Source organism: Streptomyces sp. NPDC058773 (assembly GCF_042746015.1).
Lineage (GTDB): Bacteria > Actinomycetota > Actinomycetes > Streptomycetales > Streptomycetaceae > Streptomyces.
The window spans coordinates 130,160-152,938 of sequence record NZ_JBHYPE010000009.1; the positions used below are offsets into that span (position 1 = coordinate 130,160).

Genomic DNA, 22,779 nt, shown 5'->3' on the forward strand with positions numbered 1-22,779 from the left:
GTCGGCCATGTCGGATGCCACGACCACCGACCTGTACGAAGTCACCATGGCCCTGTCGTATCTGCACGAGGGCCTGACCCAACCGGCGACCTTCAGCTGCTTCGTACGGGCGCTGCCGCCGGAGCGGGGCTTCCTGATCGCCGCGGGGGCGGAAACCGTCCTCGACTACCTCGCCGGCTTCACGGTCGGCCACGACGATGTCGAGGTGTTCGCCGAGGCGTTGCAGCGGCCCGCGCACGATCTGGCCCCGCTCCGGGGGATGCGCTTCACCGGCGAGGTCCGGGCGGTGCCCGAGGGACGGGTGGTGCTGGCGGGCGAACCGCTGCTGGAGATCACCGCGCCGCTGCCGCAGGCGCAGCTGGTGGAGTCCTTCGTGCTCAATCACCTCACCCACCAGACGGCCATCGCCTCCAAGTGCGTCCGCTGTGTGCTCGCCGCGCGGGGCCGCTCCGTCGTGGACTTCTCGCTGCGGCGCACCCATGGCACCGCCGCCGCCCACCAGGTGGCCCGGCTCGGTGCGATGACCGGTTTCGCGGGCACCAGCAATGTGGCGGCGGCGCACGCCGAGGATCTGACCGCGGTCGGCACGATGGCGCACTCGTACATCGAGGCCTTCGAGGACGAGGAGGCGGCCTTCACCGCTTTCGCGCTCTGCCACCCCGGGCCGGTGACCCTTCTGGTGGACACCTACGACACCGAGTCGGGGGTCGCGGCGGCGGCCCGGGTGCTCAACGGGCTGGGCCGCGGCGACGGTTCGGCCATCCGGCTGGACAGCGGTGACCTGGCGGCGCTCGCCGTGCGGGCCCGCGCGATCCTGGACAACGCAGGGCTGCCGCAGGTACGCATCGTCGCCAGCGGCGGTCTGGACGAATTCGCGGTGCACGACCTGGCCCGCGCGGGCGCGCCGATCGATGTGTACGCCGTGGGCACCCGCGTCGGGGTGAGCGCCGACGCTCCCTCCCTGGACTCGGCGTACAAGCTCGTCGCCTACGACGGCCGGCCCGTGATGAAGCTGTCGTCGGCCAAGATGACCGCCCCGGGGCGCAAGCAGGTCTTCCGCCGGCCCGGGTGCCTCGACGTGCTGGGGCTGGCCGACGAGCCGCCGCCGGCGGGCAGTACGCCGCTGCTGGAGACGCTGATGCGGGGCGGTGCGCGCAGCACCCCGCGCGACCGGCCGGCGGACGCCCGGCAGCGGGTGGTGACGGATGTCGCGGAGCTGCCCGCCACGGCCCGGTACATCCGGTCGCCGCACGCGGTGCGCCCGCAGGTGTCGAAGCGGCTGGCCGACCTGACCGGCCGGGTCCGGCGGCGGATCGAGCGCGAGGTCCTGGCCCCGTTCGGCTCGCACGCCTGAGGCCGTGGGGCGTGACCGGGTTCCCGGGACCGGGAGGCCCGGCGGAGCTTTTCTCCGTACCGTCGTCGTATGGCGCAGAAACAGGGTGGCAACGGCCCCGGGAAGCTGCCGCGGGCGGTGTACGAGCAGGAGCTGTACCGGCTCCAGACGGAACTGGTGAAGCTCCAGGAGTGGGTGCGGTCCGAGGGCGCCCGGCTGGTGGTGGTCTTCGAGGGGCGGGACGCGGCCGGGAAGGGCAGCACGATCAAACGCGTCACGCAGTACCTCAATCCCCGGGTGGCGCGGATCGTGGCGCTGCCCCGGCCCACCGAGCGGGAGCGCACCGAGTGGTACTTCCAGCGCTATACGGAGCATCTGCCCGCGGCGGGCGAGATAGTGCTGTTCGACCGCAGTTGGTACAACCGGGCCGGCGTCGAGCGGGTCATGGGCTTCTGCACCCCGGCGGAGCACCAGCGGTTTCTGCGGCAGTGCCCGGTCTTCGAGCGGATGCTGGTGGAGGACGGGATTCTGCTGCGCAAGTACTGGTTCTCGGTGAGTGACGAGATCCAGGAGCAGCGGTTCCGGCGCCGGCTGGAGGACCCGACGCGGCGCTGGAAGCTCTCCGCCATGGACCTCGAATCGCTGACCCGCTGGGAGGAGTACTCCCGCGCCAAGGACGAGATGTTCGTCCACACGGACATCGCGGAGTCGCCGTGGTACGTGGTCGAGAGCGACGACAAGCGCCGGGCCCGGCTGAACATGATCGCCCATCTGCTGTCGACGGTGCCGTATCGCGACATCACCCCGCCGGCACTCGACATCCCGCCGCGGCCCCCGGCCACCGGCTATCAGCGGCCGCCCCGGGACCTCCAGACCTACGTACCCGATCACGCGGCCGGGCTGAAGCCCTGACCGCGGGCGGCGCCGTTTCAGGCGTGCTGCGGCACCACGGCGACCGGGCAGGTGGCGTGGCAGAGCGCGGTGTGCGCCACCCGCCCGAGCTGGAGGCCGAAGTGGCCCTGGCGGTGCTGTGCGCCGGTCACCAGCAGATCCGCGGCGGCGGTGCGGTGCACCAGGACCTTGTGGGCCGGTCCCTCGACGGTGACCCGCCGCACCCGGACCGCCGGATACCCGCCGGACATCTCGTCCAGCGCCTCGTCCAGCAGCGCCGAGGCCTGCTGCTCGTGGTGGCGCCGGGCGTCCGCGGCGAGCAGCGGGGCCTCGGTCGCGTCGCGCACCGGCAGCGGCCAGGCGCACACCGCCTCCAGCGCGCACCCGCGGATCTCGGCCTCGTGGAAGGCGAAACGGACGGCCGTCGAGTCCTTGGCCGGGTCGGCGACGCCGAGGAGGATGCGCTCATGCGTGCCCGCCAGACCGGCCGTGTCCCCGCGCACCACGATGACCGGGCAGCGGGCGCGAGCCGACACCGCCAGGCTCACCGATCCCAGCAGCAGACCGGCGATCTCACCGCGTCCCCGGGAGCCCAGGATCAGCGCCGTCGCATGCAGCCCCTCGTTCAGCAGCGCGGTGACCGGGTCGAGGGCGAGCACCTCCCCGGAGACCTTGATGTCCGGCTGCCGGCGCCGGGCGAGTTCCGCGGCGGATTCGACGACGGACTCCGCGAGGACCTGCTCACCGGGGCGTTCCCCGCCGTCCGGCACCGCGCCCTCGTAGCGCTCCCAGCGGGACGCGTAGACGACCCGCAGCCCGAGGCCGTGGCGCGCCGCCTGGTCCGCCGCCCAGTCGAGCGCCCGGAACGCGGAATCCGACCCATCGGTCCCCACGACCAGCGGATGTTCCATCGCGCCCACGTCCTTCCTCGCCTCGGAGCGGACAGGTCCCTACTGCCACCGTGACACCGGGTGCGGGGGACGTGCAGGTCCGGACGGACACCGGGCGGTGGGCCGCCCGGACCCCCTCGGCCCGGCGGCCGGCCCCCGCCGCCGCACCAAGCCCCGGAAGGGCACCGCGGCTACCGTGGAGATACGGCCCCCGCCCTCGTGCGGGGCCATCCAGCGGAGGCCATGGTGGGCGACCACGGAAGCGGCCGGCGCGACACCGCGCGGCGCCGGCTCGATGCGCTGCCGGACGAGCTGCAACGGCGCCTCGACGCGCTGCGGCAGGGCCCCGGCGACCCGGCGAACCTGCTGCTGGAGGCCGTGCTGTCGGTGGGCCGGGAGCTGGATCTGGAGCAGGTGCTGCGCCGCATCGTGGAGGCGGCGGTGGTGGTCGTGGACGCCGAGTACGGGGCGCTGGGCGTGGTGTCCGAGGGCACCCGGCTCACCCAGTTCCTGCCGGTCGGGGTCACCGACGCACAGCAGAAGGCGATCGGCCGGCTGCCCGAGGGGCACGGCATCCTGGGCGAGCTGATCCGGCACCCCCGGCCGCTGCGGCTCTCCGAGCTGTCCGGGCACCCGTCGTCGTACGGCTTTCCGCCGCACCACCCGCCCATGCGCTCCTTCCTCGGGGTGCCCATCCGGGTCCGCGACGAGGTGTTCGGGAATCTCTATCTCACCGAGAAGCGCGGCGGCGGCGAGTTCGACGCCGAGGACGAGACGGTGCTCTCGACGCTCGCGGTGGCGGCGGGCGTCGCCATCGAGAACGCGCGGCTGTACGAGGAGGCCCGCTACCGCCAGCGGTGGCAGGAGGCCAACGGCGCGATCGTCGCCAACCTGCTGCTGCCGGGGGTGGACGAAATGGCGGCCCTGGCGCTGATCGTGGACCGGGCGCGGGAGATCCTCACCGCGGACCTCGGGGTGATCGCGATCCCCGAGCAGGACGGCAAGGCGCTGCATGTCGCCCTGGCGTCCGGGGTCGACGCCGAGGCGCACCGCGGCCTTCTGCTGCCGCTGCGGGGGTCGTTCATGGGAGCGGCGCTGGACCAGCAGGAGCCGCTGATCAGCACCGATGTCGAGCGGGACCCGCGGATCACCACGGGGCCGCCGCGCTGGACGGGACTGGGGCCCGCGGTCGCCGTTCCGATGATCACCGGTGGCCGGCCCCGTGGCGTGCTGCTGGTGGCGCGGGTGCGGGAGCGGCCCGCGTTCACCGAGATGGAGACCGGCCCGCTGCTGACCTTCGCGGGGCAGGCGGCGCTCGCCATGGAACTGGCCGACCGGCGCCGGTCCGCGGAGCAGCTGGCCCTGCTCCAGGACCGCGACCGGATCGCCCGTGATCTGCACGATCTGGCGATCCAGCGGCTGTTCGCGACGGGGATGACGCTGCAGAGCGCGGTGCGTTTCGTGGACCACCCGGAGGCGAGCGAGCGGCTGCTGCGCGCGGTGGACGACCTGGACGAGACGATCAAGATCATCAGGTCCACCATCTTCGGGCTCCGCACCCACACGTCCGGCCGGGCGAGCCACGGGCTGCGGGTCCGCACCGTCACGGCGGTGGAACAGGCCGCCCGCGCCCTGGGGTTCACCCCGTCGCTCCGGATGCAGGGGCTGATCGACACCGATGTGCCGGCCGAGATCGCGGAGCATGTGGTGGCGGTGCTGGGCGAAGCGCTGAGCAACGCCGCCCGGCATGCGCACGCGACCACGGTCGAGGTCTCGCTGGCCGTGGGCGGCGGCGCGCTGAGCCTGAGCGTCACCGACAACGGGGTGGGTCTGCCGCGCGACGGCCGGCGGAGCGGGCTGAGCAATCTCGCCAAACGGGCGGAGAGCGTGGGCGGCACGATGACGCTGGAGACCCCGGAGCAGGGGGGCACCCGCCTGGTGTGGCAGGCGCCGCTCCCGTCGTCCTGACGCGCCGGTCCGGGCCGCTCGCCCGGCGTCAGGGCCGGTACGGTCCGGCGTCGCCGGCGGCCCGCTGCGGCCCCTGGGCGGCGAGCACGGCCGCCTGGATGCGGCGCTCCACACCGAGTTTGGCCAGCAGGCGCGAGATGTGGTTCTTGACCGTCTTCTCGGAGAGGTAGAGCCGGCGCCCGATCTGATGGTTCGTCAAACCCTCGCCGATCAGCCCGAGGATCTCCCGCTCCCGCGGCGACAGCCCGGACAGCGCGTCCGCCGCGGGCACCGGGTCGCCGTCGACGCCCCGGAGGCTGTGCATCAGCCGCGCGGTGGTCGCCGGGTCCAGCATCGAGCGGCCGGCGGCGACCGTGCGGACGGCGGCGACCAGATCCGATCCCTTGATCTCCTTCAGGACATAGCCCGCCGCGCCCGCCATGATCGCGTCGAGCAGCGCATCGTCGTCGTCGAACGAGGTGAGCATCAGACAGGAGAGCCGGGGCAGCCGCGACCGCAACTCCCGGCAGACACTGATCCCGTCACCGTCGGGCAGCCGCACATCGAGCACCGCGACATCCGGGCCGAGCGCCGGCCCGCGGGCCAGGGCGCGTTCGGCGGTCCCGGCGTCCCCGACCACCTCGATGTCGGGCTCCGCATCGAGCAGATCCCGCACCCCGCGGCGCACCACCTCGTGGTCGTCGAGCAGGAAGACACGGATCGGCCGCTGCGGTGAGAACTCGCGTACGTCGCCCATGACGTCCTCCACGCTCTTGGCCGTCCGGTGCGGGCTGTTTCTCATCGTCGCCCGGCCGCGGTGCCCACACCAGGGCCGAACGGGGCTCGCGCCCACGGCGGGCCGACCCCGACCGGCCCCCCGCGAGGGCCGTTCGGCCCCTCCTGCCGGCCTCGCGCCGCGTGCGACGGTCGGGCCACAGGTGCAGGGGGTGCGTGATGGCTCGCAGCGACTTCCTCCGGCCGTGGCGGACCGGTCCGCTCCGGCGGCGTTCGGACGTGGCGGAGTCCTGGCTGGTGCTGGTGACCGCCGTGCTGATCGCCCTGGGCGCACCGGCCGCCGGACTTGCCGCCGCCAACGCGGTGGACGCCGGAACCGGTCAGGAGCGACAGGGCCGGCACACCGTGTCGGCCGTACTGACCGAGAACCCGCCGCCCCGGATCGGGGTGGACGTCTCCGGCGGCGTCGGCACCCGGGTCCACGCGACGGTGCGTTGGAAGGCCGCCGACGGCGCGGCCCGGACGGGCGTCACGACGGTGGCGCCGGAGCTGCGGGCCGGCGACCGCACCACCGCCTGGCTGGACCGTCACGGGGCGCTGGTGCGCGACCCGGTCACGCCCCGGCAGGCGACGGGCGAGAGCATCGCGATCGGCACCGTGGCCGGGACCTCGGCGGGGCTGCTGCTCCTCGGCGCCCAGCGCGGCGGCCGCGCCCTGCTGAACCGATACCGCTACGCCCAGTGGGAGCGGGAGTGGGCGGCGGAGGGCCCGCGGTGGGGGCAGCGGGCGGCGTGATGCGGTGAGCCGCCGGGCGGTCGTCCGTGCGGCGCGCCCATGGCCCGCAGCCGTGGTGCCATGGAAGGGACACCGACGAACGGAACCGTCATCATGGCCGGCGCGTCGTCCCTGGCAGCGTGCCTGCAGTCGCTGCGGGCCGTGCTCTTCGACACGGACGGGGTCATCACCGACTCCGCCCCGGTGCACGCCGCGGCCTGGAAGGGCGCCTTCGACGCCTGCCTCGCGGCCGTGGGCGGACAGCGCCCGTTCGACCCGGTGGACGACTATCTGCGCTATGTCGACGGCCGGGCGCGGCAGGACGGGGCCGCCGCCTTCCTGCACTCCCGGGGTCTCGACCTGCCGCTCGGCACCCAGGACGACCCGCCGGGCACGGACACCGTGTGCGCCGTCGCGGCCCGCAAGGAGGAGCTGTTCAGCGAGAGCCTGCGCAAGCATCCCGTCGCCACCTGGCCCGGCACCGTGCGGCTGCTGCGGGCGCTGGGCCGCCACGGGGTGCCCTGTGCCGCCGTATCGGCCTCGCGCCATGCGACCGAGCTGCTGTCCGCGGCCGGGGTGGACACGCTCTTCCGGGCCGTGGTGGACGGCAATGAGGCGCACCGGCTGGGGCTCCCGGGGAAGCCGGACCCGGCACTGTTCGTGGAAGCGGCCCGGCGGCTGGGCGTCCCGCCCGCGGACACCGCCGTGGTGGAGGACGCCCTGGCCGGGGTCGAAGCCGGCCGCCGCGGGGGCTTCGGCCTGGTGGTGGGCGTGGACCGGACGGCCGGCCCGTACAGCGCGGGCGCCCTGCGCCGCCGCGGTGCCGATGTCGTGGTGACCGACCCCGGTGAGCTGCTGATCCCCGGGGAGGACGGATGACCCGCGCCTGGACCTGGTCGTACGAGGGGTACGACCCGGACACCGAACGGCTGCGGGAGACCCTGTGCACGCTCGGCAACGGCTACTTCGCCACCCGCGGCGCGGCGACCGAGCTGCTCTCCGGGCCCGCGCACTATCCGGGCACCTACGCCGCCGGCTGCTACAACCGGCTGGTCTCGACGGTGGCGGGCCACCCCGTCGAGAACGAGGACATGGTCAACCTGCCCAACTGGCTCCCGCTGCGCTACCGGATCTGCCCCGCCGACGCCGCCCCCGGCCCCTGGCTCTCCCCCGACCACGCCTACCTGGCCGAGCACCGGCAGACGCTGGACCTGCGGCACGGCACCCTCACCGGCCGCTCGGTCTACGACGACGGGGCCGGGCGGCGGCTGACCGTGGAGCAGTGCCGTCTGGTGCACATGGGCGAGCCCCATCTCGCCGCGCTGCGCACCTCGTTCACGTGCGAGGGGTGGACGGGCGCGGTGGAGGTGGAGTCCGGCATCGACGGGGCGGTCCGCAACGCCGGCGTCGCGCGCTACCGGGGCCTGGCCGACCAGCATCTGACGGGCTGGGAGACCGGCGCCGAGCAGCCGGACACGGTGTGGCTGAGCTGCCGCACCCTCGACTCGGACATCCGGGTCGCGCTGGCCGCGCGCATCCGCACCCCCTCGGGCCACGACGGGACGCCCCGGCCCCAACTGACCGCGCTGCGGGCGTTCCACACCCTGATCCTGCCGCTCACCCCCGGCATCCCCTCGGTCGTCGAGAAGACCGCGGCGCTCTACACCTCCCGCGACCCGGCGATCGAGAGCCCGCTGCACACGGCCGTGGACGCGGTGGCCCTCGCCCCGCACTTCCGGCAGCTGCGTGCCGAACACCGCCGCGCCTGGGAGAACCTGTGGCGGCAGGCCAAGCTGGAGGTCCCCGGGGACGCGGGCCGCATCCTGCGGCTGCACCTCTTCCATGTGCTCCAGACGCTCTCCCCGCACACCGCCGAGCTGGATGTCGGGGTACCGGCGCGGGGCCTGCACGGCGAGGCGTACCGCGGGCACGTCTTCTGGGACGAGCTGTTCGTCCTGCCGTTCCTCAACCTGCACCTCCCGCAGGTCTCCCGGGCCCTGCTGGACTACCGCTACCGGCGGCTGCCCGCCGCCTGCCACGCGGCGGGGGAGGCGGGCCGTTCCGGGGCGATGTATCCGTGGCAGAGCGCGGGCGACGGCCGCGAGGAGACCCAGCAGCTCCACCTCAACCCGCACTCCGGGCACTGGCTGCCCGACCACACCCGGCTCCAGCACCATGTCGGCTCGGCCGTCGCGTACAACGTCTGGCAGTACGGGCAGGCCAGCGGCGACACGGAGTTCCTGCACACCCGGGGCGCGGAGATGCTGCTGGAGATCGCCCGCTTCTGGGCCTCGGCCGTGGACTGGGACGCCTCGCTGGGCCGCTACCGCATCCGCGGGGTGGTCGGTCCCGACGAGTACCACGACGGCTATCCGGGAGCCGCCGAACCGGGGGTGGACGACAACGCGTACACCAATGTCACCGCGGCCTGGGTACTGCTGCGCGCGCTCGATCTGTGCCGCACGCTGCCCGAGCCCCTTCAGCGGCAGCTCTTCGAGCGGATGCAGCTCGACCCCGAGGAGCCAGAGCGCTGGGACGACATCGCGCACCGGCTGTATGTGCCGTACCACCGCGGGGTGATCAGCCAGTTCGCCGGATACGGGGACCTCGCCGAACTCGACTGGCGGGGCTACCGGCAGCGGTACGGCGACATCCGCCGGCTGGACCGGATCCTGGAGGCGGAGGGCGACACGGTCAACCGCTACCAGGCCTCCAAGCAGGCCGATGTCCTGATGCTGGGCTATCTCTTCGCACCGTCGGAGCTCGCCGCGGTGTTCCGGGGGCTCGGCTGTCCGCTCGACGAGGAGATCTGGGACGCCACCGTCGACTATTACCTGCACCGCACCAGCCACGGTTCGACGCTCAGCGCCCTGGTGCACGCCTGGGTCCTGGCCCGGGCGCACCACGCCGACGCCTGGACGTACTGCGAGGAGGCGCTGACCGGGGACGTGGCGGACGTCCAGGGCGGGACCACCGCGGAGGGCATCCACCTCGGCGCGATGGCCGGCACCCTGGACTTCGTCCAGCGCGGGATGACCGGCCTGGAGACCCGTGACCAGGCGCTCTGGCTCGATCCGGCGCCGCTGCGGGAGCTGTCCCGGTTCGCGGTGCACATCCACTACCGGCACCACTGGGACATCGAGCTGCGCCTGCGCGCCGACCAGGTGCGGATCACGGTGCCGGACTCCCAGAACGCCGCGGTGCGGGTGATGCTGCGCGACCGTTCGTTCGCCGTGGCGCCCGGGACGTCCCGGTGGCTGGACCTTCCCGACGACTGAGGGGGCCGAAGGGCCCTATGGGGGATGGCCCGCCCGGCCCTGCTGCCCGACGCGCCCGGCACCTTTGATGGTGACAGCGGCCCGGAGGCCGGAATCGTGCGGACAGGTGAGACCCATGCGGCGGCAGTCGACGACCCCTCGGCGCGGGCGCCCCATGGGCGCACCGATCGTGGTGAAACTCTTCGGAGAGCTGGACTACCCCAGCGCGGCGCGCACCAACGGACGCCTCGATCCGGTGACGGCCGGCGACCGTCCGCACATGATCCTCGACCTGACCCGGGTGGACTTCCTCGACTGCGGCGGCATCGGGGTGCTGTGCCGCGCCCGCCGTCGCACCCGCGCCCACGGCGGCCGGCTCTCCCTGGTGATCACCGACCCCCGCTTCCTGCGCATTCTGGACGCCGTCGGCCTCCGCGGCTGCTTCGACATCCTCGGCGCTCCCCCGGACACGGCCCGCCCGGCGGACGACGGGCCGTGCACCCCGGGTTGTGACGGTCCGGTCACCGCCGCAGCGGTCCCTCACAGCTGAAGGCGGCGGTGCCGGCCTTGCCGGAGGACCAGATCTCGGTGGGGCCGAAGGAGCAGTTCATGTCGGCGAAGTTGTTCGCCGCCGGTGCGGCCCGGTCCAGGATGAAGTAGTCGACCGTTTCGGCCATGTCCTTGAAGACCTGGTCGGGGCTGCCGGAGTTGCTGAGGTTGGCGGTGATCCGGCCGGTGCAGACGAACCGTCCGTAGCCCGGGTCGCCGTCGTCCTTGCAGGCGGGCCGGGCCGCGGTGGCGGCGGTGAAGGCGCTCTGGACGTCGGCGGGGTCGGCCAGCTTCAGGGAGCCGTTGGGGACGAACGTGGTGCGCGGCACGAAGAGGCCGTCGACGACCGCGATCTGGGCGTCGAGGAACGCGTCGTACTGCTGCTGGAGCCCCGCGTCGGACCCCATGCGGTTGCGCCAGGAGTCGAACCCGGCCGGGTCGTCGGCGCGCAGGTACCGGTACATCTCCTGGAGCTTCGCCGGGTGGTCGCGCCAGAGGAACTCGAAGAACGTCCCGGCGTAGTTGTAGAAGCGGAAGCCGTCGCCGTCGTAGGTGGCGTGGAGCAGCTGGTTGATGCTCATCCGCGGTCCGCCGCCCGCGGTGTCCGCGATGATGCCCTTGACGAGTGACCGGCGGACGGCGATGCCGTCGTCCCGGGTCGAGCCGTCGAAGAATTCGGCGCTGCCCTCGTCCATGGCGGTGGTGCGGTCGCCCTGGTACCAGGGGCCCTCACCGAAGAAGCCGGGCACGGCGAAGCGGCCGTTGAGGTAGTGGACGTACTCGTGCCGGAAGAGCTCTTCGAGGGTGAGGGTGGAGTCCTGGGGGACGCGGCGCTGGTAGGTGTAGAAGGTGGCGCCGCGCTCGATGTAGACGCCGCCGTTGTTGGTACCCATGCCGGTGAGCAGCGGGTGGTAGACCTCGTAGTCGGCGCGGGAGGCGTACAGGACGATGTTCAGGGTGGTGTTGGGGTCCCCGGCGAGCGGTTCGGCGGTGCCGATCACCCGGTGGAACTGCGCTCTGACCTGCTTGGACGCATAGTAGAGCTGGTCGACGGTGGCGCGGTCGAGGGCGGTGCGGACCTTGATGGCGCCGTTGTCGTAGGAGTAGGTGCGCGGGAAGATCCGCTTCTCGATGTCCGCCTTGCACACCGCGTACGGGGCGCAGGCACCGAAGTAGTCGAGCCAGCCGGCGATCTTGGCCCAGGGCTCGCTGCCCTCGCCGTAGTTGTACACGGCGGTCCTGAGCAGCGCGCCGAGGTCGGTGACGATGCCCGGCTTGAGCGCGGCGATCTCGCCGAAGCGGCCGTACTCACCGAGGGCGTCACGGATGACCCAGGCGTTGGGCGTGCCCTTGAGGTGGAGGTAGCTCACGAAGGCCTTGAAGACGGCGCGGTAGCCGGGGTCGGCGGTGACCGCGGCCTGGAAGGCGGTGTCCTTGTTTCCGGGGTAGACGCCCAGGTAGTTGACGGAGAGCGCGGCGAGGGCGGCGTTCCCCCATGCGGGGTCCTTGTGGGTGGCGGTGTGGGACGGGTCCATGGTCGCCAGGACCCGGCGGATCAGCCCGAGTTGGTGCTGCCGCAGCCCGGGGGCGCTGGCGGCGTAGAGCGCCTCGCGCAGGGTGTCCGCGTTGATCCGGGTGACATCGAAGGTGCGGGCCGCGGTGCCGAAGGCGTCGACGGCGCGGCGGATGGCGTCGACGGTGGGGGCGTCGGTGAGGTCGATCTCGTCGTGCGAGAAGTCCTGGTAGGCCACCGCGTGGAGATAGGTGAACATCTCGTACAGATGGCTGGTGTTCCGGCCGTCGTGTGCGGCGGCCAGACCGGTGATGCGACGGGCCACGGCCTGGACATGGGCGTCGGACATGACGGGGATGAGCCGGGCGTCCCAGGTCCAGACGAGCTTGCGCAGACAGTCGTCGGCGGTGACGGCGGGGTCGGCGAGGAAGTCCGCGAACCGCTCGGGGCTCAGCCCCGTGACCCCGTCGAGGGTGCAGGGGGCGACGCCGGGTCTGGGGCCGCTGTGTGACGCGGTGGCGGGCCTGGTCTGCGGGCCCGGTATCCGGCCCCGTTCGGTGCGGGAGCGGGGTGCCGGTGCGGGCTCCGGGGTGAACTCCGGTGTTCTGGTGAGGCGTTGGACCTGGTCGAAGGGGTTGGGGGTGGGCGCTGCGGCCCGGTGCGCGGGCTGCTGGACACGGGCCCCCGGTGCGGGGGTGGCCGAGGCGCGGGGCGCGGCGTGGGCCGACGGGACGACGGGCAGGGCGAGAGCCGAGACGAGGGCCGCGGCCAGCAGCACCCTGCGCGGCGCAGGCAGGGACGAAGGAGACACCTGAACCTCCGGGAGGGGGTGGGGGGTTGATGAGGGGGGTGGGGGTGAGGGGAGGGCCTTCACTCCACGAGGTGTGACCTATAACATAGTAATGTGAAATTGCACTGACAAGGCTTCAGACCCCCGCTTTCCCGGAGGCGCCGAATGAGCTCGCGCACCGACCAACTCCACACCGGAAGCCATGACTTGCCGGTATCGGACGCCCTCGCCGACTTCATGACCGGCCGGTGGGCCGCCACTCCGCTCCCCGCCGGCGGCCGCGTCGCCGGCTTCGCGCTCTTCGCGGAGCGCCGGGCCCGGCTCACGGCCCGCTTCCCCGGCGCTCGACTGCTCGTCCCCGCAGGCGAGTTGACGGTCCGGTCGCACGACTGCGATCACCGCTTCCGTCCGCACAGCGCCTACGCCTGGCTGACCGGACTGACGGGCGAGGACCAGCCGGGGCATGTGCTGGTCCTGGAGCCGGACGGCGAGGCGGTGCTGTACGTACGGCCGCGCTCACCGCGGGACGGCCGCGGGGAGTTCTACCGGGACCGCAAATACGGCGAGTTCTGGGTGGGACGCCGCCCCGATCTGGCCGAGGCCGGGCGGCTCACCGGCCTCCGCTGCGCCCACCTGGACGACCTGGTGCGCCACGGGACCGACCGGGACGCCGCGCGTGATCCAGAACTCGCCTGTGCGCTCAGCGAGTTGCGGTTGGTGAAGGACGCCTGGGAGATCGGTCAGCTGCAGCAGGCCGTCGATCACACGGTCACCGGTTTCGAGGACGTCGTACGGGCCCTCCCCACCGCGCTGCGCCACCCGCGCGGGGAGCGCTGGATCGAGGGGGTCTTCCAGCTGCGCGCCCGCGCCGAGGGCAACGGCACGGGGTACGAGACCATCGCCGCCGCCGGTGCGCACGCCTGTGTGCTCCACTGGATCCGCAACGACGGCCCGCTCGGTCCGGACCAGTTGCTGCTGCTCGACGCCGGCGTGGAGACCGACTCGCTGTACACCGCCGACCTCACCCGCACCCTGCCGCTGTCCGGCCGTTTCTCCCCGGTCCAGCGCCGGGTGTACGAGCTGGTGCTCGCCGCGCAGGAGGCGGGCATCGCCGCGCTCAAGCCGGGGGCGAGCTTCCGCGACTTCCACCGGGCCTGTTCGGCCGTCCTGGCCGAGGGCCTGGCCGACTGGGGCGTACTGCCCGTCCCGGCCGCGGAGGCGCTGGCCCCCGACAGCGGTCTGTACCGGCGTTACACGCTGTGCAGTTCGGGACATATGCTCGGGCTCGATGTGCACGACTGCGGGCGGGCCCGCGCGGAACAGTATCTGGACGGGGTCCTGACGAAGGGCCAGGTGCTCACGGTCGAACCTGGGCTCTATCTCCAGCCCGACGACGAGACCCTGCCGCGGGAGCTGCGCGGGATCGGCATCCGTATCGAGGACGACCTGGTGATCACCTCGGACGGGGCGCGGCTGATGTCCTCGGCACTGCCGCGTACGGTCGACGGCGTGGAGGAATGGATGGCCGGCCTCCTCGAAGGCGGTCTGCCCCGGCCTTCCCGCTGATGCCTCCAGGAGCCGTAGTTGACCCCCTACTCCCTCGCGTTCTACCTGGACGTCGTCACCCATGGCACCGTGCTCGGCGCATCCCCGTCCGCCGGCCCCGACCGGGTCACCGAGGCCCTGGGGCCGGATTACGCCGAGAACTGCCCGAACGCTTCGCAGAAGTGGCGCGACTACGGTCTGACGGAGTTCTTCTGGCAGCGCGCCGCCCTCGACGAGCCATGGACCGGCCACCATTTCACCCTTCAGGTCCACCGGCTCGCGCACGGCGGGAACGTCGTCGGGGACAGACTGCGTTCCCGGTACGGGCGGTTCGACCGGCGGCTTCGCTTCGACAAACTCCGGAGGCTGCTGGAGAGGCGCGGCACCCCGCTGGTGGAGGTGCCGGAACTTCCGGTGCAGGCGGCGCACTACCGCCTCTACTGGCAGCCCGCCTCACAGGTGTCCATCAGGGTCATCCGCGCCCACGGGAAGTACGCCACGCCGGACAGCCTGCGGATCGGCGACGTCTACCACATCCTCGCCCCGATGACGCCCGGAGAAGTGGAGTGGCACAGGTCGCGCACGCGCTGACGCCGTACCGGCGGGCGGGGCAGGCAGGGCAGGCGGGAGTCCGGCGGCAGGGCCTAGCGTGGAGGGATGGAGGGAACCGGGGCGGCGGGGTCGCCAGGCACGGAGGACAGCGGTTTTCCCGCCGCTCGCGCGGGGCGCTGCGGCGGACTGGCGGAGCTGGATGCGGAGCTGGTCCGCTGCCGGGCCTGCCCGCGGCTGGTGGCCTGGCGCGAGGAGACCGCCGCTCAGCCTCGGGCGGCGTTCCGGGGCGAGGAGTACTGGGCCCGCCCCGTCCCGGGTTTCGGGCCGCCGGACGCGGCGCTGGCCGTCGTCGGGCTGGCGCCGGCCGCGCACGGCGGCAACCGCACCGGCCGGATGTTCACCGGAGACGCCTCCGGTGACTTCCTGTTCGCCGCGCTGCACGCCGTCGGCCTCGCATCCCGACGCACCTCGGCGCACCGGGGCGACGGACTGGAGCTGTACGGGGTGCGGGTCACCGCCCCGGTGCACTGCGCTCCGCCGGCGAACCGGCCGACGCCCGCCGAGCGCCGTACCTGCCGGCCGTGGCTCGCGGCGGAACTGGCGCTCCTGGGTCCGGGCCTGCGTGCGGTGGTGGCCTTGGGCGCCGTCGGCTGGCAGGCGCTGTTGCCCGTACTGGGCGAGACGGGGTGGCCACTCCCCCGGCCCCGCCCCGCGTTCGGCCACGGCGTGCGGATCACCCTGCCCGCCACCGGGCAGCGGCGGGAACTCCATGTGCTCGGGAGCTACCACCCCAGCCGGCGCAATACGTTCACCGGACGGCTCACCTTCGAGATGCTCGTCGAACTGCTCGCCCGCGCCGCCGCACTCGCGGGGCTGGAGCCAGAGGCCGGCTGACCCCGAGTCCCGCGCGCCGGGCGTTCCGGTGCGCGCCGCTCCGCCGCCGTGCGGCCCCCGACGGCGACTTCTATCCTTGGAGGGCAGCTCTCGGCACTTCCCGAACGCTTAGGAGTGCACATGCGCCCTCGCATGGCACCTCAGGCCGAGGAGACCGTATCGGGCGGCTCGTTCTCGCACCGGGACCGGGCGGTGATCGCCGCTGCCGCGCTGTCCATGCTCATCGTGCAGATGGACTGGTTCGCGCTCGATCTGATGCTGCCGGTCATCGCCCGGGACTTCGGGACCTCGTCGACCGACCTCCAGTGGCTCGTCAGCGGCTACATGCTGGCCGTCGGCGCCCTGATGATCGTCGGTGGCCGGACCGCCGACGTGCACGGGCGGCGGCGGGTCATCGTCATCGGGCTGATCGTGTTCGCCGCCATGTCCGTGGTCTGCAGCGCCGCCCAGGACGCCCCCTGGCTGATCGGCGCGCGGGTGGTGCAGGGCACCGGCGCGGCGCTGATCTTCCCCGTGTCCGTTGCGGTGGTGACCAGTTACTTCCGGGACGCGCGGCAGGCGCCCGCGGTGGGTACGGTGCTCGCGTTCAGCTCCGTCGGCACCGCGCTCGGGCCGTTCGTGGGCGGTGTCTTCGCCGAACACGTCAGCTGGCGTGCGGTGTTCCTGCTGAACGTGCCGGTGTGCCTGATCGCCGTGCTGCTGGTGCTGCGGTTCGTGCCCGAGAGCCGCGACGAGCACGCGACCCGCCGGCTCGACCTGCCCGGCGCGGCGACCGTGGCCCTCGGGCTGGCCTGTCTGATGCTCGCCGTCGACCAGGGGCCGGGCTGGGGCTGGGCGTCCGCCCCCACGCTCGCCGCCTTCGCCCTGGGGATCGCGTTCCTCGTGCTGTTCGTGGCGGTGGAGCGGCGGGCGCCGGAGCCGTTGATCGAGCTGTCGCTCTTCCGCAGTGTGAAGTTCGATGTGATCACCCTCGCGGGCTCGCTGTCGAATGTGGTCTATTGCCTGATCGCGGTGCTCGCGGCGCTCTATCTCCAGCAGGCGCGGGGGCTCTCGCCGACCGACGCCGGGGTGATCTTCCTGGCGCTCTCCTGCGGTGTCGGCGCGGCCAGTTACCGGGCCGGGCACCTGGCGCTGCGGTGGCGGGCCGAGTTGCTGATGGCCTGCGGCATGCTGCTCAGCGGTGCCGGGTTGCTGGTGCTGACCTGGGTGCAGCCGCTGGGCTGGTACGCGGTGGTCCTGGCCGTCTGCGGGGTGGGGATCGGGCTGGGATGGGCGTTGACGAACGTGGCCACACAGGCGCATGTCCCCGCGGAGCGGACGGGCGCGGCGTCGGGCCTGGTGCTGACGTCGCTGGTGCTGTTCGGTGCGGTGAGTGTGACGATCGCGGCGACGGTGCTGGAGGCGGTCAGCGGCTCCCCGTCGACCGCGGCCGCCGACGGCCCCGCCATCGAGGCCGTCCTGCGCGGCACTTCCGTACTGGCCTTCCTCGGCGCCTTCGGGCTGTTCGCCGTCTGCCGGCCCCGGCTGCGGGAACGACGGGTCGCCGCGGAGGAGGCCGGCTGACGGACGGCGGGGCGGCGCCCGGACTCCCACCCGCGGCGAACCGGCCGATGCCCGGGGGCAGTTCGCGGGCGGCCGGGGCCTCACCGTGCGCCGTACACCGGCCGCGGTGACTCGGCGGCGGCCAGCAGTTCACGGGCGGCGGCGCCCGCCTCGGCGGGGGTCCAGCGGCTGCCCTTGTCCGCGGTGGGGCCGGGGCGCCAGCCCTCCATCACGGTGATCCGGCCCGCCTCGGCCTCGAAGACCCGGCCGGTCACCCCGGCGCTGTCGGCGGAGGACAGCCAGACCACCAGCGGGGAGACGTTCTCCGGGGCCATCGCGTCGAACTCCCCGTCGGCGGGCGGCGCCATCGTCGCGGCGAAGGTCTGCTCGGTCATCCGGGTCCGGGCGGCCGGGGCGAGGGCGTTGATCTGTACGCCGTAGCGGGCCAGTTCGGCGGCGGCGACGAGGGTGAGGCCGATGATGCCGGCCTTGGCGGCGGAGTAGTTGCCCTGGCCGACGCTGCCGAGCAGCCCGGCGCCGGAACCGGTGTTGACGATCCGGGCGTCGGGCATACGGCCGGCCTTGGACGCGGCGCGCCAGTGCGCGGCGGCGTGCCGCAACGGCAGGAAATGGCCCTTGAGGTGGACGCGGATGACGGCGTCCCAGTCGTCCTCGTCGAGGTTGACCAGCATCCGGTCGCGCAGGAACCCGGCGTTGTTGACCAGGGCGTCGAGGCGTCCGAAGGCGTCCAGGGCGGTGGTGACCAGCGAGGCGGCACCGTCGGTGGTGGTGATGTCGCCGGTGTGGGCGACGGCCTCGCCGCCGTGTGCGCGGATCTCGTCGACGACCCGCTGGGCCGGTCCGGCCGAGGCGCCGGCGCCGTCGGCAGCCACCCCGAGGTCGTTCACCACGACCTGCGCTCCGGCCGCGGCGAGGGCCAGGGCATGGGCGCGGCCCAGACCGCGGCCCGCTCCGGTGACGACGGCGACGCGTCCCGCGCAGATTCCGGTTCCGGTCATCTCAGCTCTCCTGTTCCGTCATGGCGGATCTCCTCGGGGGCTTCGGGCGTGGGGTGGTTGACGGTGGCGGCGTCGAGGAAGGCGGGGCGCTCACCGCCACCGTGGACCAGCAGGCTCGCGCCGGTCACATACGCGGCGCGGTCGGAGGCGAGGAAGACGCAGGCATCGCCGATCTCGGCGGGTTCGGCGAGCCGGCCGAGCGGGACGGTGGCGCCGACGGCGGCGACGCCCGCCGCGTCCCCGTAGTGCACAGCGGCGAGTTCGGTGCGCACCATGCCGAGGACCAGGGTGTTGACCCGGACCGCGGGAGCCCATTCGACGGCCATGGAGCGGGCCAGCTGCTCCAGGCCCGCCTTGGCCGCGCCGTAGGCGGCGGTGCCGGGCGAGGGCCGGGTGCCGCTGACGCTGCCGATCATGATGACCGAACCGCCGGCCGGCCCGTCGCGCAGCACCTCGTACGCGGCGAGCGAGGCGGTCAGCGGGGCGAGCAGGTTCAGTTCGACGACCCGGGCGTGCCGTTCGGCGGCGGTCTGCCCGAGCAGCCGGTACGGGGTGCCTCCGGCGTTGTTGACCAGGCAGTCCAGCCGCCCGTACGCCGCGGCGACCCGCGGGAAGAAGGCCCGGACGGCGGCCGGGTCGCGCAGGTCGAGGGGGCAAAAGCGCGCGGTGCGGCCGGCCGCGGTGACGGGGGTGTCCGGCGGCCGCCGGGCGCAGACCACGACCTCCGCACCGGCCTGCAGGAACGCGCGGGCGATCCCCGCGCCGACGCCCCGGGTGCCACCGGTGACGACGGCCACCCGTCCGGTCAGATCGAGGGTCAGGCTCATTCGGCACCCCTCCCGCAGCGCGCGATCCGCTGCTAGCTTCGCTACCTAACAAACGCTTGGTGGAAAGGTAGCTGATCGCCTCATGGGTGTCTCCACCTCCACACCGGACCAGGGCGTCGCCGTCGTCACCGTCGACTTCCCGCCGGTCAACGCCCTTCCCGTACAGGGCTGGTACGACCTCGCCGACGCAGTGCGGGCGGCCGGCCACGACCCCGGTGTCCGCTGTGTCGTCCTCACCGCCGCGGGCCGCGGCTTCAACGCGGGCGTCGACATCAAGGAGATGCAGCGGGACACCGCGGCGGGCGGCCACGGTGTCCTGATCGGTGCCAACCACGGCTGCGCCGAGGCCTTTTCGGCGGTGTACGCCTGCGAGGTTCCGGTGGTCGCGGCGGTGCACGGCCACTGTCTGGGCGGCGGCATCGGTCTCGTCGGCAACGCGGACGCGATCGTGGCGAGCGAGGACGCCACCTTCGGGCTGCCGGAACTGGACCGCGGCGCACTCGGCGCGGCCACCCATCTGGCCCGGCTGGTCCCCCAGCATCTGATGCGTGCGCTCTACTACACCTCGCGCACCGCCACCGCCGCCGAACTGCACGCCCACGGCTCGGTCTGGAGGGTCGTACCGCGCGGCGAATTGCTCGCCGCGGCACGGGACCTGGCACGGGAGATCGCGCGGAAGGACGGCAGTCTCCTCCGGCTCGCCAAGGCCGCGCTCAACGGCATCGACCCCGTCGACGTCCGCCGCAGTTACCGCTTCGAGCAGGGCTTCACCTTCGAGGCGAATCTCAGCGGGGTCGCCGACCGCGTCCGCGACACCTTCGGCACACCGCACGACGCACCGCACGGCGCACCCGCGAAGGAGGGCTGAGCCATGACCGACAAGATCATGACACCCGAGGAGGTCGTCTCCCGGCTCCACAGCGGGATGACCCTCGGCATCGGCGGCTGGGGGTCACGCCGCAAGCCGATGGCGCTGGTGCGCGCGCTGCTCCGCTCCGACCTCACCGATCTCACCGTGATCTCGTACGGCGGACCCGACGTCGGGCTGCTGGCCGCCGCGGGCCGGATCCGCAAGCTGGTCACGGCGTTCGTGACGCTGGACTCGATCCCGCTCGAACCGCACTTCCGCGCGGCCCGTCAGCGCGGTGCGTTCGAGCTGATGGAGATCGACGAGGCGATGTTCATGTGGGGGCTGCACGCCGCCGCGAACCGGCTGCCGTTCCTCCCCGTACGGGCCGGCCTCGGCTCGGACGTCCTGCGGGTCAACCCCGGTCTGCGGACCGTCACCTCACCGTACGAGGACGGCGAGACCCTGGTCGCCGTGCCGGCCCTGCGCATGGACGCCGCGCTGGTCCATCTGAACCGTGCCGACCGCCTCGGCAACGGCCAGTACCTCGGCCCCGACCCGTACTTCGACGATCTGTTCTGCGAGGCCGCGGACCGCGCCTATCTCTCCTGCGAGCGGCTGGTGGACGACTTCGGCGCCGCCGTGCCGCAGACCCTGCTGGTGAACCGGCACACGGTCACCGGGGTCGTCGAGGCCCCCAACGGCGCGCACTTCACCTCCTGCGCCCCGGACCACCGCCGTGACGAGGCCTTCCAGAAGCTGTACGCCACCACGCCCTGGCCGGAGTTCGCCGAGCGGTTCCTGTCCGGGGACGAGAAGGCCTATCAGTCCGCGGTCCAGAACTGGCACGAGGAGCAGAAGTGAGCAGGACGACCACGACCCGCGCCGAGTATTGCGTGCTCGCCTGCGCCGAGGCCTGGCGGGACAACGGCGAGGTGCTCGCCAGCCCGATGGGGCTGATCCCGTCGATCGGCGCCCGGCTCGCCAAACACACCTTCTCCCCCGAGCTGCTGCTCACCGACGGCGAGGCGACGCTGGTGGGACTCGACGGGGGCGCCGAGGGCTGGCTCCCCTACCGCCGGCATCTCGCCATGGTCACCGGCGGCAGGCGCCATGTGATGATGGGCGCGAGCCAGCTGGACCGCTTCGGCAACCAGAACATCTCCTGCATCGGCGACTGGCGCCGGCCCGCCCGCCAGCTCCTCGGGGTGCGCGGTGCACCCGTCAACACCCTCAACAATCCGGTGAGTTACTGGGTGCCCAGGCACTCCCAGCGGGTCTTCGTCGAGAAGGTCGACATGATCTGCGGGGTGGGCTTCGACAGTGCGGCCGCGGCCGGCCCGTCCGCGACCCGCTACCACCGCATTCCGCGGGTGGTCACCGACCTCGGCGTCCTCGACTTCGCGACCCCGGACCGGGCCATGCGACTGGCGTCCTGCCATCCCGGGGTGACGGCGGCGGAGGTCCAGGCGGCCACCGGGTTCCCGCTCGCCCTGCCCGACGTGGTGCCGTACACCCGGGAGCCCACCGCGACGGAACTGCGGCTGATCCGTACCGTCCTCGACCCGGACGGGCTGCGCGACCGCGAGGTGCCGCCGGTATGACGGCCGGCTCCGGGATCGAGACGCCGCTGACCCGGCTCGTCGGGGTGCGCCACCCCCTCGTGCAGACCGGAATGGGGTGGGTGGCCGGGCCCCGGCTGGTGTCGGCGGCGGCCAACGCGGGCGCGCTGGGCATCCTCGCCTCGGCCACCATGACCGTCGAGCAGCTGCGGGCGGCGGTGCGCGAGGTCAAGTCCCGTACGGACGCGCCGTTCGGGGTCAATCTGCGGGCGGACGCGGGGGACGCGGCGGAGCGGGTGCGCCTCGTCGTGGCGGAGGGCGTACGGGTCGCCTCGTTCGCGCTGGCGCCGTCCCGTGAACTGATCACCCGGCTCAAGGACGCGGGCGTGGTGGTCATTCCGTCCGTCGGGGCCCGCCGCCATGCCGAGAAGGTCGCGGCCTGGGGCGCGGACGCGGTCGTCGTCCAGGGCGGGGAGGGCGGCGGGCACACCGGGAGCGTCGCCACGTCCGTGCTGCTCCCGCAGGTCGTGGACGCGGTGGACATCCCGGTGATCGCCGCGGGCGGCTTCTTCGACGGCCGCGGACTGGTCGCGGCGCTGGCGTACGGGGCGGCCGGGGTCGCGATGGGCACCCGCTTCCTGCTGACGTCGGACAGCACGGTGCCGCCGGCCGTCCAGGCCCGCTATCTCGCGGCGGCCGTCCAGGACGTCACCGTCACCACGAAGGTGGACGGGATGCCGCACCGGATGCTGCGCAGCGAACTGGTCGAGGCGCTGGAGCGGTCCGGGCGCGGCGCCGCGCTGCTCCGCGCTGTGCGCCATGCCGCGTCGTTCCGGAAGGTGTCCGGGCTGAGCTGGGCGCGGCTGCTCCGGGACGGCGTGGCGATGCGACGGGGCCGGGACCTGTCCTGGAGTCAGGTCCTGCTCGCGGCCAACACGCCGATGCTGCTCAAGGCGTCGATGGTCGACGGACGCACCGATCTCGGGGTGATGGCGTCCGGGCAGGTCGCCGGGGTGATCGAGGATCTGCCGTCGTGTGCGGAGCTGGTCGGACGGATCATGGCCGAGGCGCACCGGACACTGGCCGGGCTGCCGTCGGGCACGAGGGGCTGAGCGGGACGGGGGTCAAGCTAAGTGCCCCGTCGGAGAGGAACTGGGGCCGGTCGTGCCCGACGGCCATTGCGCCTGCGCCGGGAAGCCACGGAGGAGTAGCCCACGCAGCTCGCTCCCGGTCCGTGGTGGCATGTCCTTGCTGGCGCGCTGCCGTCGTGGCGTCAACGTGCGCCGGCCTTCCCACCGACGCAACCGGCCGG

General features: G+C 73.2%; 20 protein-coding genes. 15 read left to right on the plus strand and 5 right to left on the minus strand.

Annotated elements, in window-relative coordinates; genetic code table 11:
• The first annotated feature begins 7 nt into the window (after positions 1 to 7).
• Together ACFW5B_RS11125 and ppk2 are read left to right on the plus strand one after the other, a co-directional pair.
• A complete protein-coding gene (locus ACFW5B_RS11125) occupies positions 8 to 1,354 on the plus strand; it encodes a nicotinate phosphoribosyltransferase (RefSeq protein ID WP_386436651.1) in 1,347 nt (448 codons plus the stop codon).
• A gap of 69 nt (positions 1,355 to 1,423) precedes the next feature.
• Positions 1,424 to 2,245 carry a polyphosphate kinase 2 gene (gene ppk2 / locus ACFW5B_RS11130; protein ID WP_386436654.1) on the plus strand — a complete coding sequence of 274 codons (822 nt, stop codon included), beginning with the start codon at positions 1,424 to 1,426 and terminating at the stop codon, positions 2,243 to 2,245.
• A gap of 17 nt (positions 2,246 to 2,262) precedes the next feature.
• On the opposite strand, the gene ACFW5B_RS11135 is transcribed toward ppk2, so the two are convergent.
• Positions 2,263 to 3,135, minus strand: a complete 873-nt coding sequence (locus tag ACFW5B_RS11135) for a universal stress protein (RefSeq protein WP_386436657.1) — start codon at positions 3,133 to 3,135, stop codon at positions 2,263 to 2,265.
• A gap of 222 nt (positions 3,136 to 3,357) precedes the next feature.
• On the opposite strand from ACFW5B_RS11135, the gene ACFW5B_RS11140 reads away from it, so the two are divergent.
• Positions 3,358 to 5,082 carry a GAF domain-containing sensor histidine kinase gene (locus ACFW5B_RS11140; RefSeq protein ID WP_386436660.1) on the plus strand — a complete coding sequence of 575 codons (1,725 nt, stop codon included), beginning with the start codon at positions 3,358 to 3,360 and terminating at the stop codon, positions 5,080 to 5,082.
• 28 nt (positions 5,083 to 5,110) lie between these two features.
• Here ACFW5B_RS11140 and ACFW5B_RS11145 read toward each other — a convergent pair whose 3' ends face one another.
• Positions 5,111 to 5,818 (minus strand): response regulator, encoded by a 708-nt coding sequence (locus ACFW5B_RS11145; protein WP_386436663.1) that lies wholly within the window; start codon positions 5,816 to 5,818, stop codon positions 5,111 to 5,113.
• A 197-nt stretch (positions 5,819 to 6,015) separates the two neighbouring features.
• Between ACFW5B_RS11145 and ACFW5B_RS11150 the strand changes: the two genes are divergently transcribed.
• From ACFW5B_RS11150 to ACFW5B_RS11165, 4 genes are all read left to right on the plus strand, one after another.
• Positions 6,016 to 6,591 carry a hypothetical protein gene (locus ACFW5B_RS11150; RefSeq protein WP_386436666.1) on the plus strand — a complete coding sequence of 192 codons (576 nt, stop codon included), beginning with the start codon at positions 6,016 to 6,018 and terminating at the stop codon, positions 6,589 to 6,591.
• 93 nt (positions 6,592 to 6,684) lie between these two features.
• Entirely contained in the window at positions 6,685 to 7,449 is a 765-nt protein-coding gene (locus ACFW5B_RS11155) for an HAD family hydrolase (protein WP_386436669.1), read from the plus strand.
• Entirely contained in the window at positions 7,446 to 9,848 is a 2,403-nt protein-coding gene (locus ACFW5B_RS11160) for a glycoside hydrolase family 65 protein (RefSeq protein WP_386436672.1), read from the plus strand. Before ACFW5B_RS11155 ends, ACFW5B_RS11160 begins: the two co-directional genes overlap by 4 nt.
• A gap of 154 nt (positions 9,849 to 10,002) precedes the next feature.
• On the plus strand, positions 10,003 to 10,377 hold the full coding sequence (locus ACFW5B_RS11165; protein ID WP_386436676.1) for an STAS domain-containing protein: 375 nt from the start codon (positions 10,003 to 10,005) through the stop codon (positions 10,375 to 10,377).
• On the opposite strand, the gene ACFW5B_RS11170 is transcribed toward ACFW5B_RS11165, so the two are convergent.
• Positions 10,349 to 12,700, minus strand: a complete 2,352-nt coding sequence (locus tag ACFW5B_RS11170; RefSeq protein ID WP_386436679.1) for a collagenase — start codon at positions 12,698 to 12,700, stop codon at positions 10,349 to 10,351. The genes ACFW5B_RS11165 and ACFW5B_RS11170 overlap by 29 nt on opposite strands.
• A gap of 144 nt (positions 12,701 to 12,844) precedes the next feature.
• Here ACFW5B_RS11170 and ACFW5B_RS11175 point away from each other — a divergent pair, with 144 nt between their 5' ends.
• The 4 genes from ACFW5B_RS11175 to ACFW5B_RS11190 all read left to right on the plus strand — a co-directional run bounded on the left by ACFW5B_RS11175 (position 12,845) and on the right by ACFW5B_RS11190 (position 17,233).
• Positions 12,845 to 14,245, plus strand: coding sequence for an aminopeptidase P family protein (locus tag ACFW5B_RS11175; protein WP_386436682.1), 1,401 nt, complete (start codon positions 12,845 to 12,847; stop codon positions 14,243 to 14,245).
• Positions 14,246 to 14,263: 18 nt separating this feature from the next.
• Entirely contained in the window at positions 14,264 to 14,815 is a 552-nt protein-coding gene (locus ACFW5B_RS11180; protein WP_386436685.1) for a hypothetical protein, read from the plus strand.
• Between the two features lie 66 nt (positions 14,816 to 14,881).
• Positions 14,882 to 15,670 carry a uracil-DNA glycosylase gene (locus ACFW5B_RS11185; protein WP_386436688.1) on the plus strand — a complete coding sequence of 263 codons (789 nt, stop codon included), beginning with the start codon at positions 14,882 to 14,884 and terminating at the stop codon, positions 15,668 to 15,670.
• 120 nt (positions 15,671 to 15,790) lie between these two features.
• Complete coding sequence (locus ACFW5B_RS11190; RefSeq protein WP_386436691.1) at positions 15,791 to 17,233, plus strand: MFS transporter; 1,443 nt, start codon at positions 15,791 to 15,793, stop codon at positions 17,231 to 17,233.
• An 80-nt stretch (positions 17,234 to 17,313) separates the two neighbouring features.
• On the opposite strand, the gene ACFW5B_RS11195 is transcribed toward ACFW5B_RS11190, so the two are convergent.
• Both ACFW5B_RS11195 and ACFW5B_RS11200 read right to left on the minus strand, forming a co-directional pair.
• Positions 17,314 to 18,231, minus strand: a complete 918-nt coding sequence (locus tag ACFW5B_RS11195; protein ID WP_386436694.1) for an SDR family oxidoreductase — start codon at positions 18,229 to 18,231, stop codon at positions 17,314 to 17,316.
• Complete coding sequence (locus ACFW5B_RS11200) at positions 18,228 to 19,058, minus strand: SDR family oxidoreductase (protein ID WP_386436697.1); 831 nt, start codon at positions 19,056 to 19,058, stop codon at positions 18,228 to 18,230. Before ACFW5B_RS11200 ends, ACFW5B_RS11195 begins: the two co-directional genes overlap by 4 nt.
• Before the next feature lie 82 nt (positions 19,059 to 19,140).
• Here ACFW5B_RS11200 and ACFW5B_RS11205 point away from each other — a divergent pair, with 82 nt between their 5' ends.
• The 4 genes from ACFW5B_RS11205 to ACFW5B_RS11220 are packed head-to-tail and all read left to right on the plus strand — an operon-like array spanning position 19,141 to position 22,579.
• Positions 19,141 to 19,926: an enoyl-CoA hydratase family protein gene (locus tag ACFW5B_RS11205; RefSeq protein WP_386436700.1), complete on the plus strand. Its 786-nt coding sequence runs from the start codon at positions 19,141 to 19,143 to the stop codon at positions 19,924 to 19,926.
• Positions 19,927 to 19,929: 3 nt separating this feature from the next.
• Positions 19,930 to 20,769, plus strand: coding sequence for a CoA transferase subunit A (locus ACFW5B_RS11210; protein ID WP_386436703.1), 840 nt, complete (start codon positions 19,930 to 19,932; stop codon positions 20,767 to 20,769).
• Positions 20,766 to 21,509: a CoA-transferase subunit beta gene (locus ACFW5B_RS11215; protein WP_386436706.1), complete on the plus strand. Its 744-nt coding sequence runs from the start codon at positions 20,766 to 20,768 to the stop codon at positions 21,507 to 21,509. Before ACFW5B_RS11210 ends, ACFW5B_RS11215 begins: the two co-directional genes overlap by 4 nt.
• Positions 21,506 to 22,579, plus strand: coding sequence for an NAD(P)H-dependent flavin oxidoreductase (locus tag ACFW5B_RS11220; protein ID WP_386436709.1), 1,074 nt, complete (start codon positions 21,506 to 21,508; stop codon positions 22,577 to 22,579). Before ACFW5B_RS11215 ends, ACFW5B_RS11220 begins: the two co-directional genes overlap by 4 nt.
• The last annotated feature ends 200 nt before the right edge of the window (positions 22,580 to 22,779 follow it).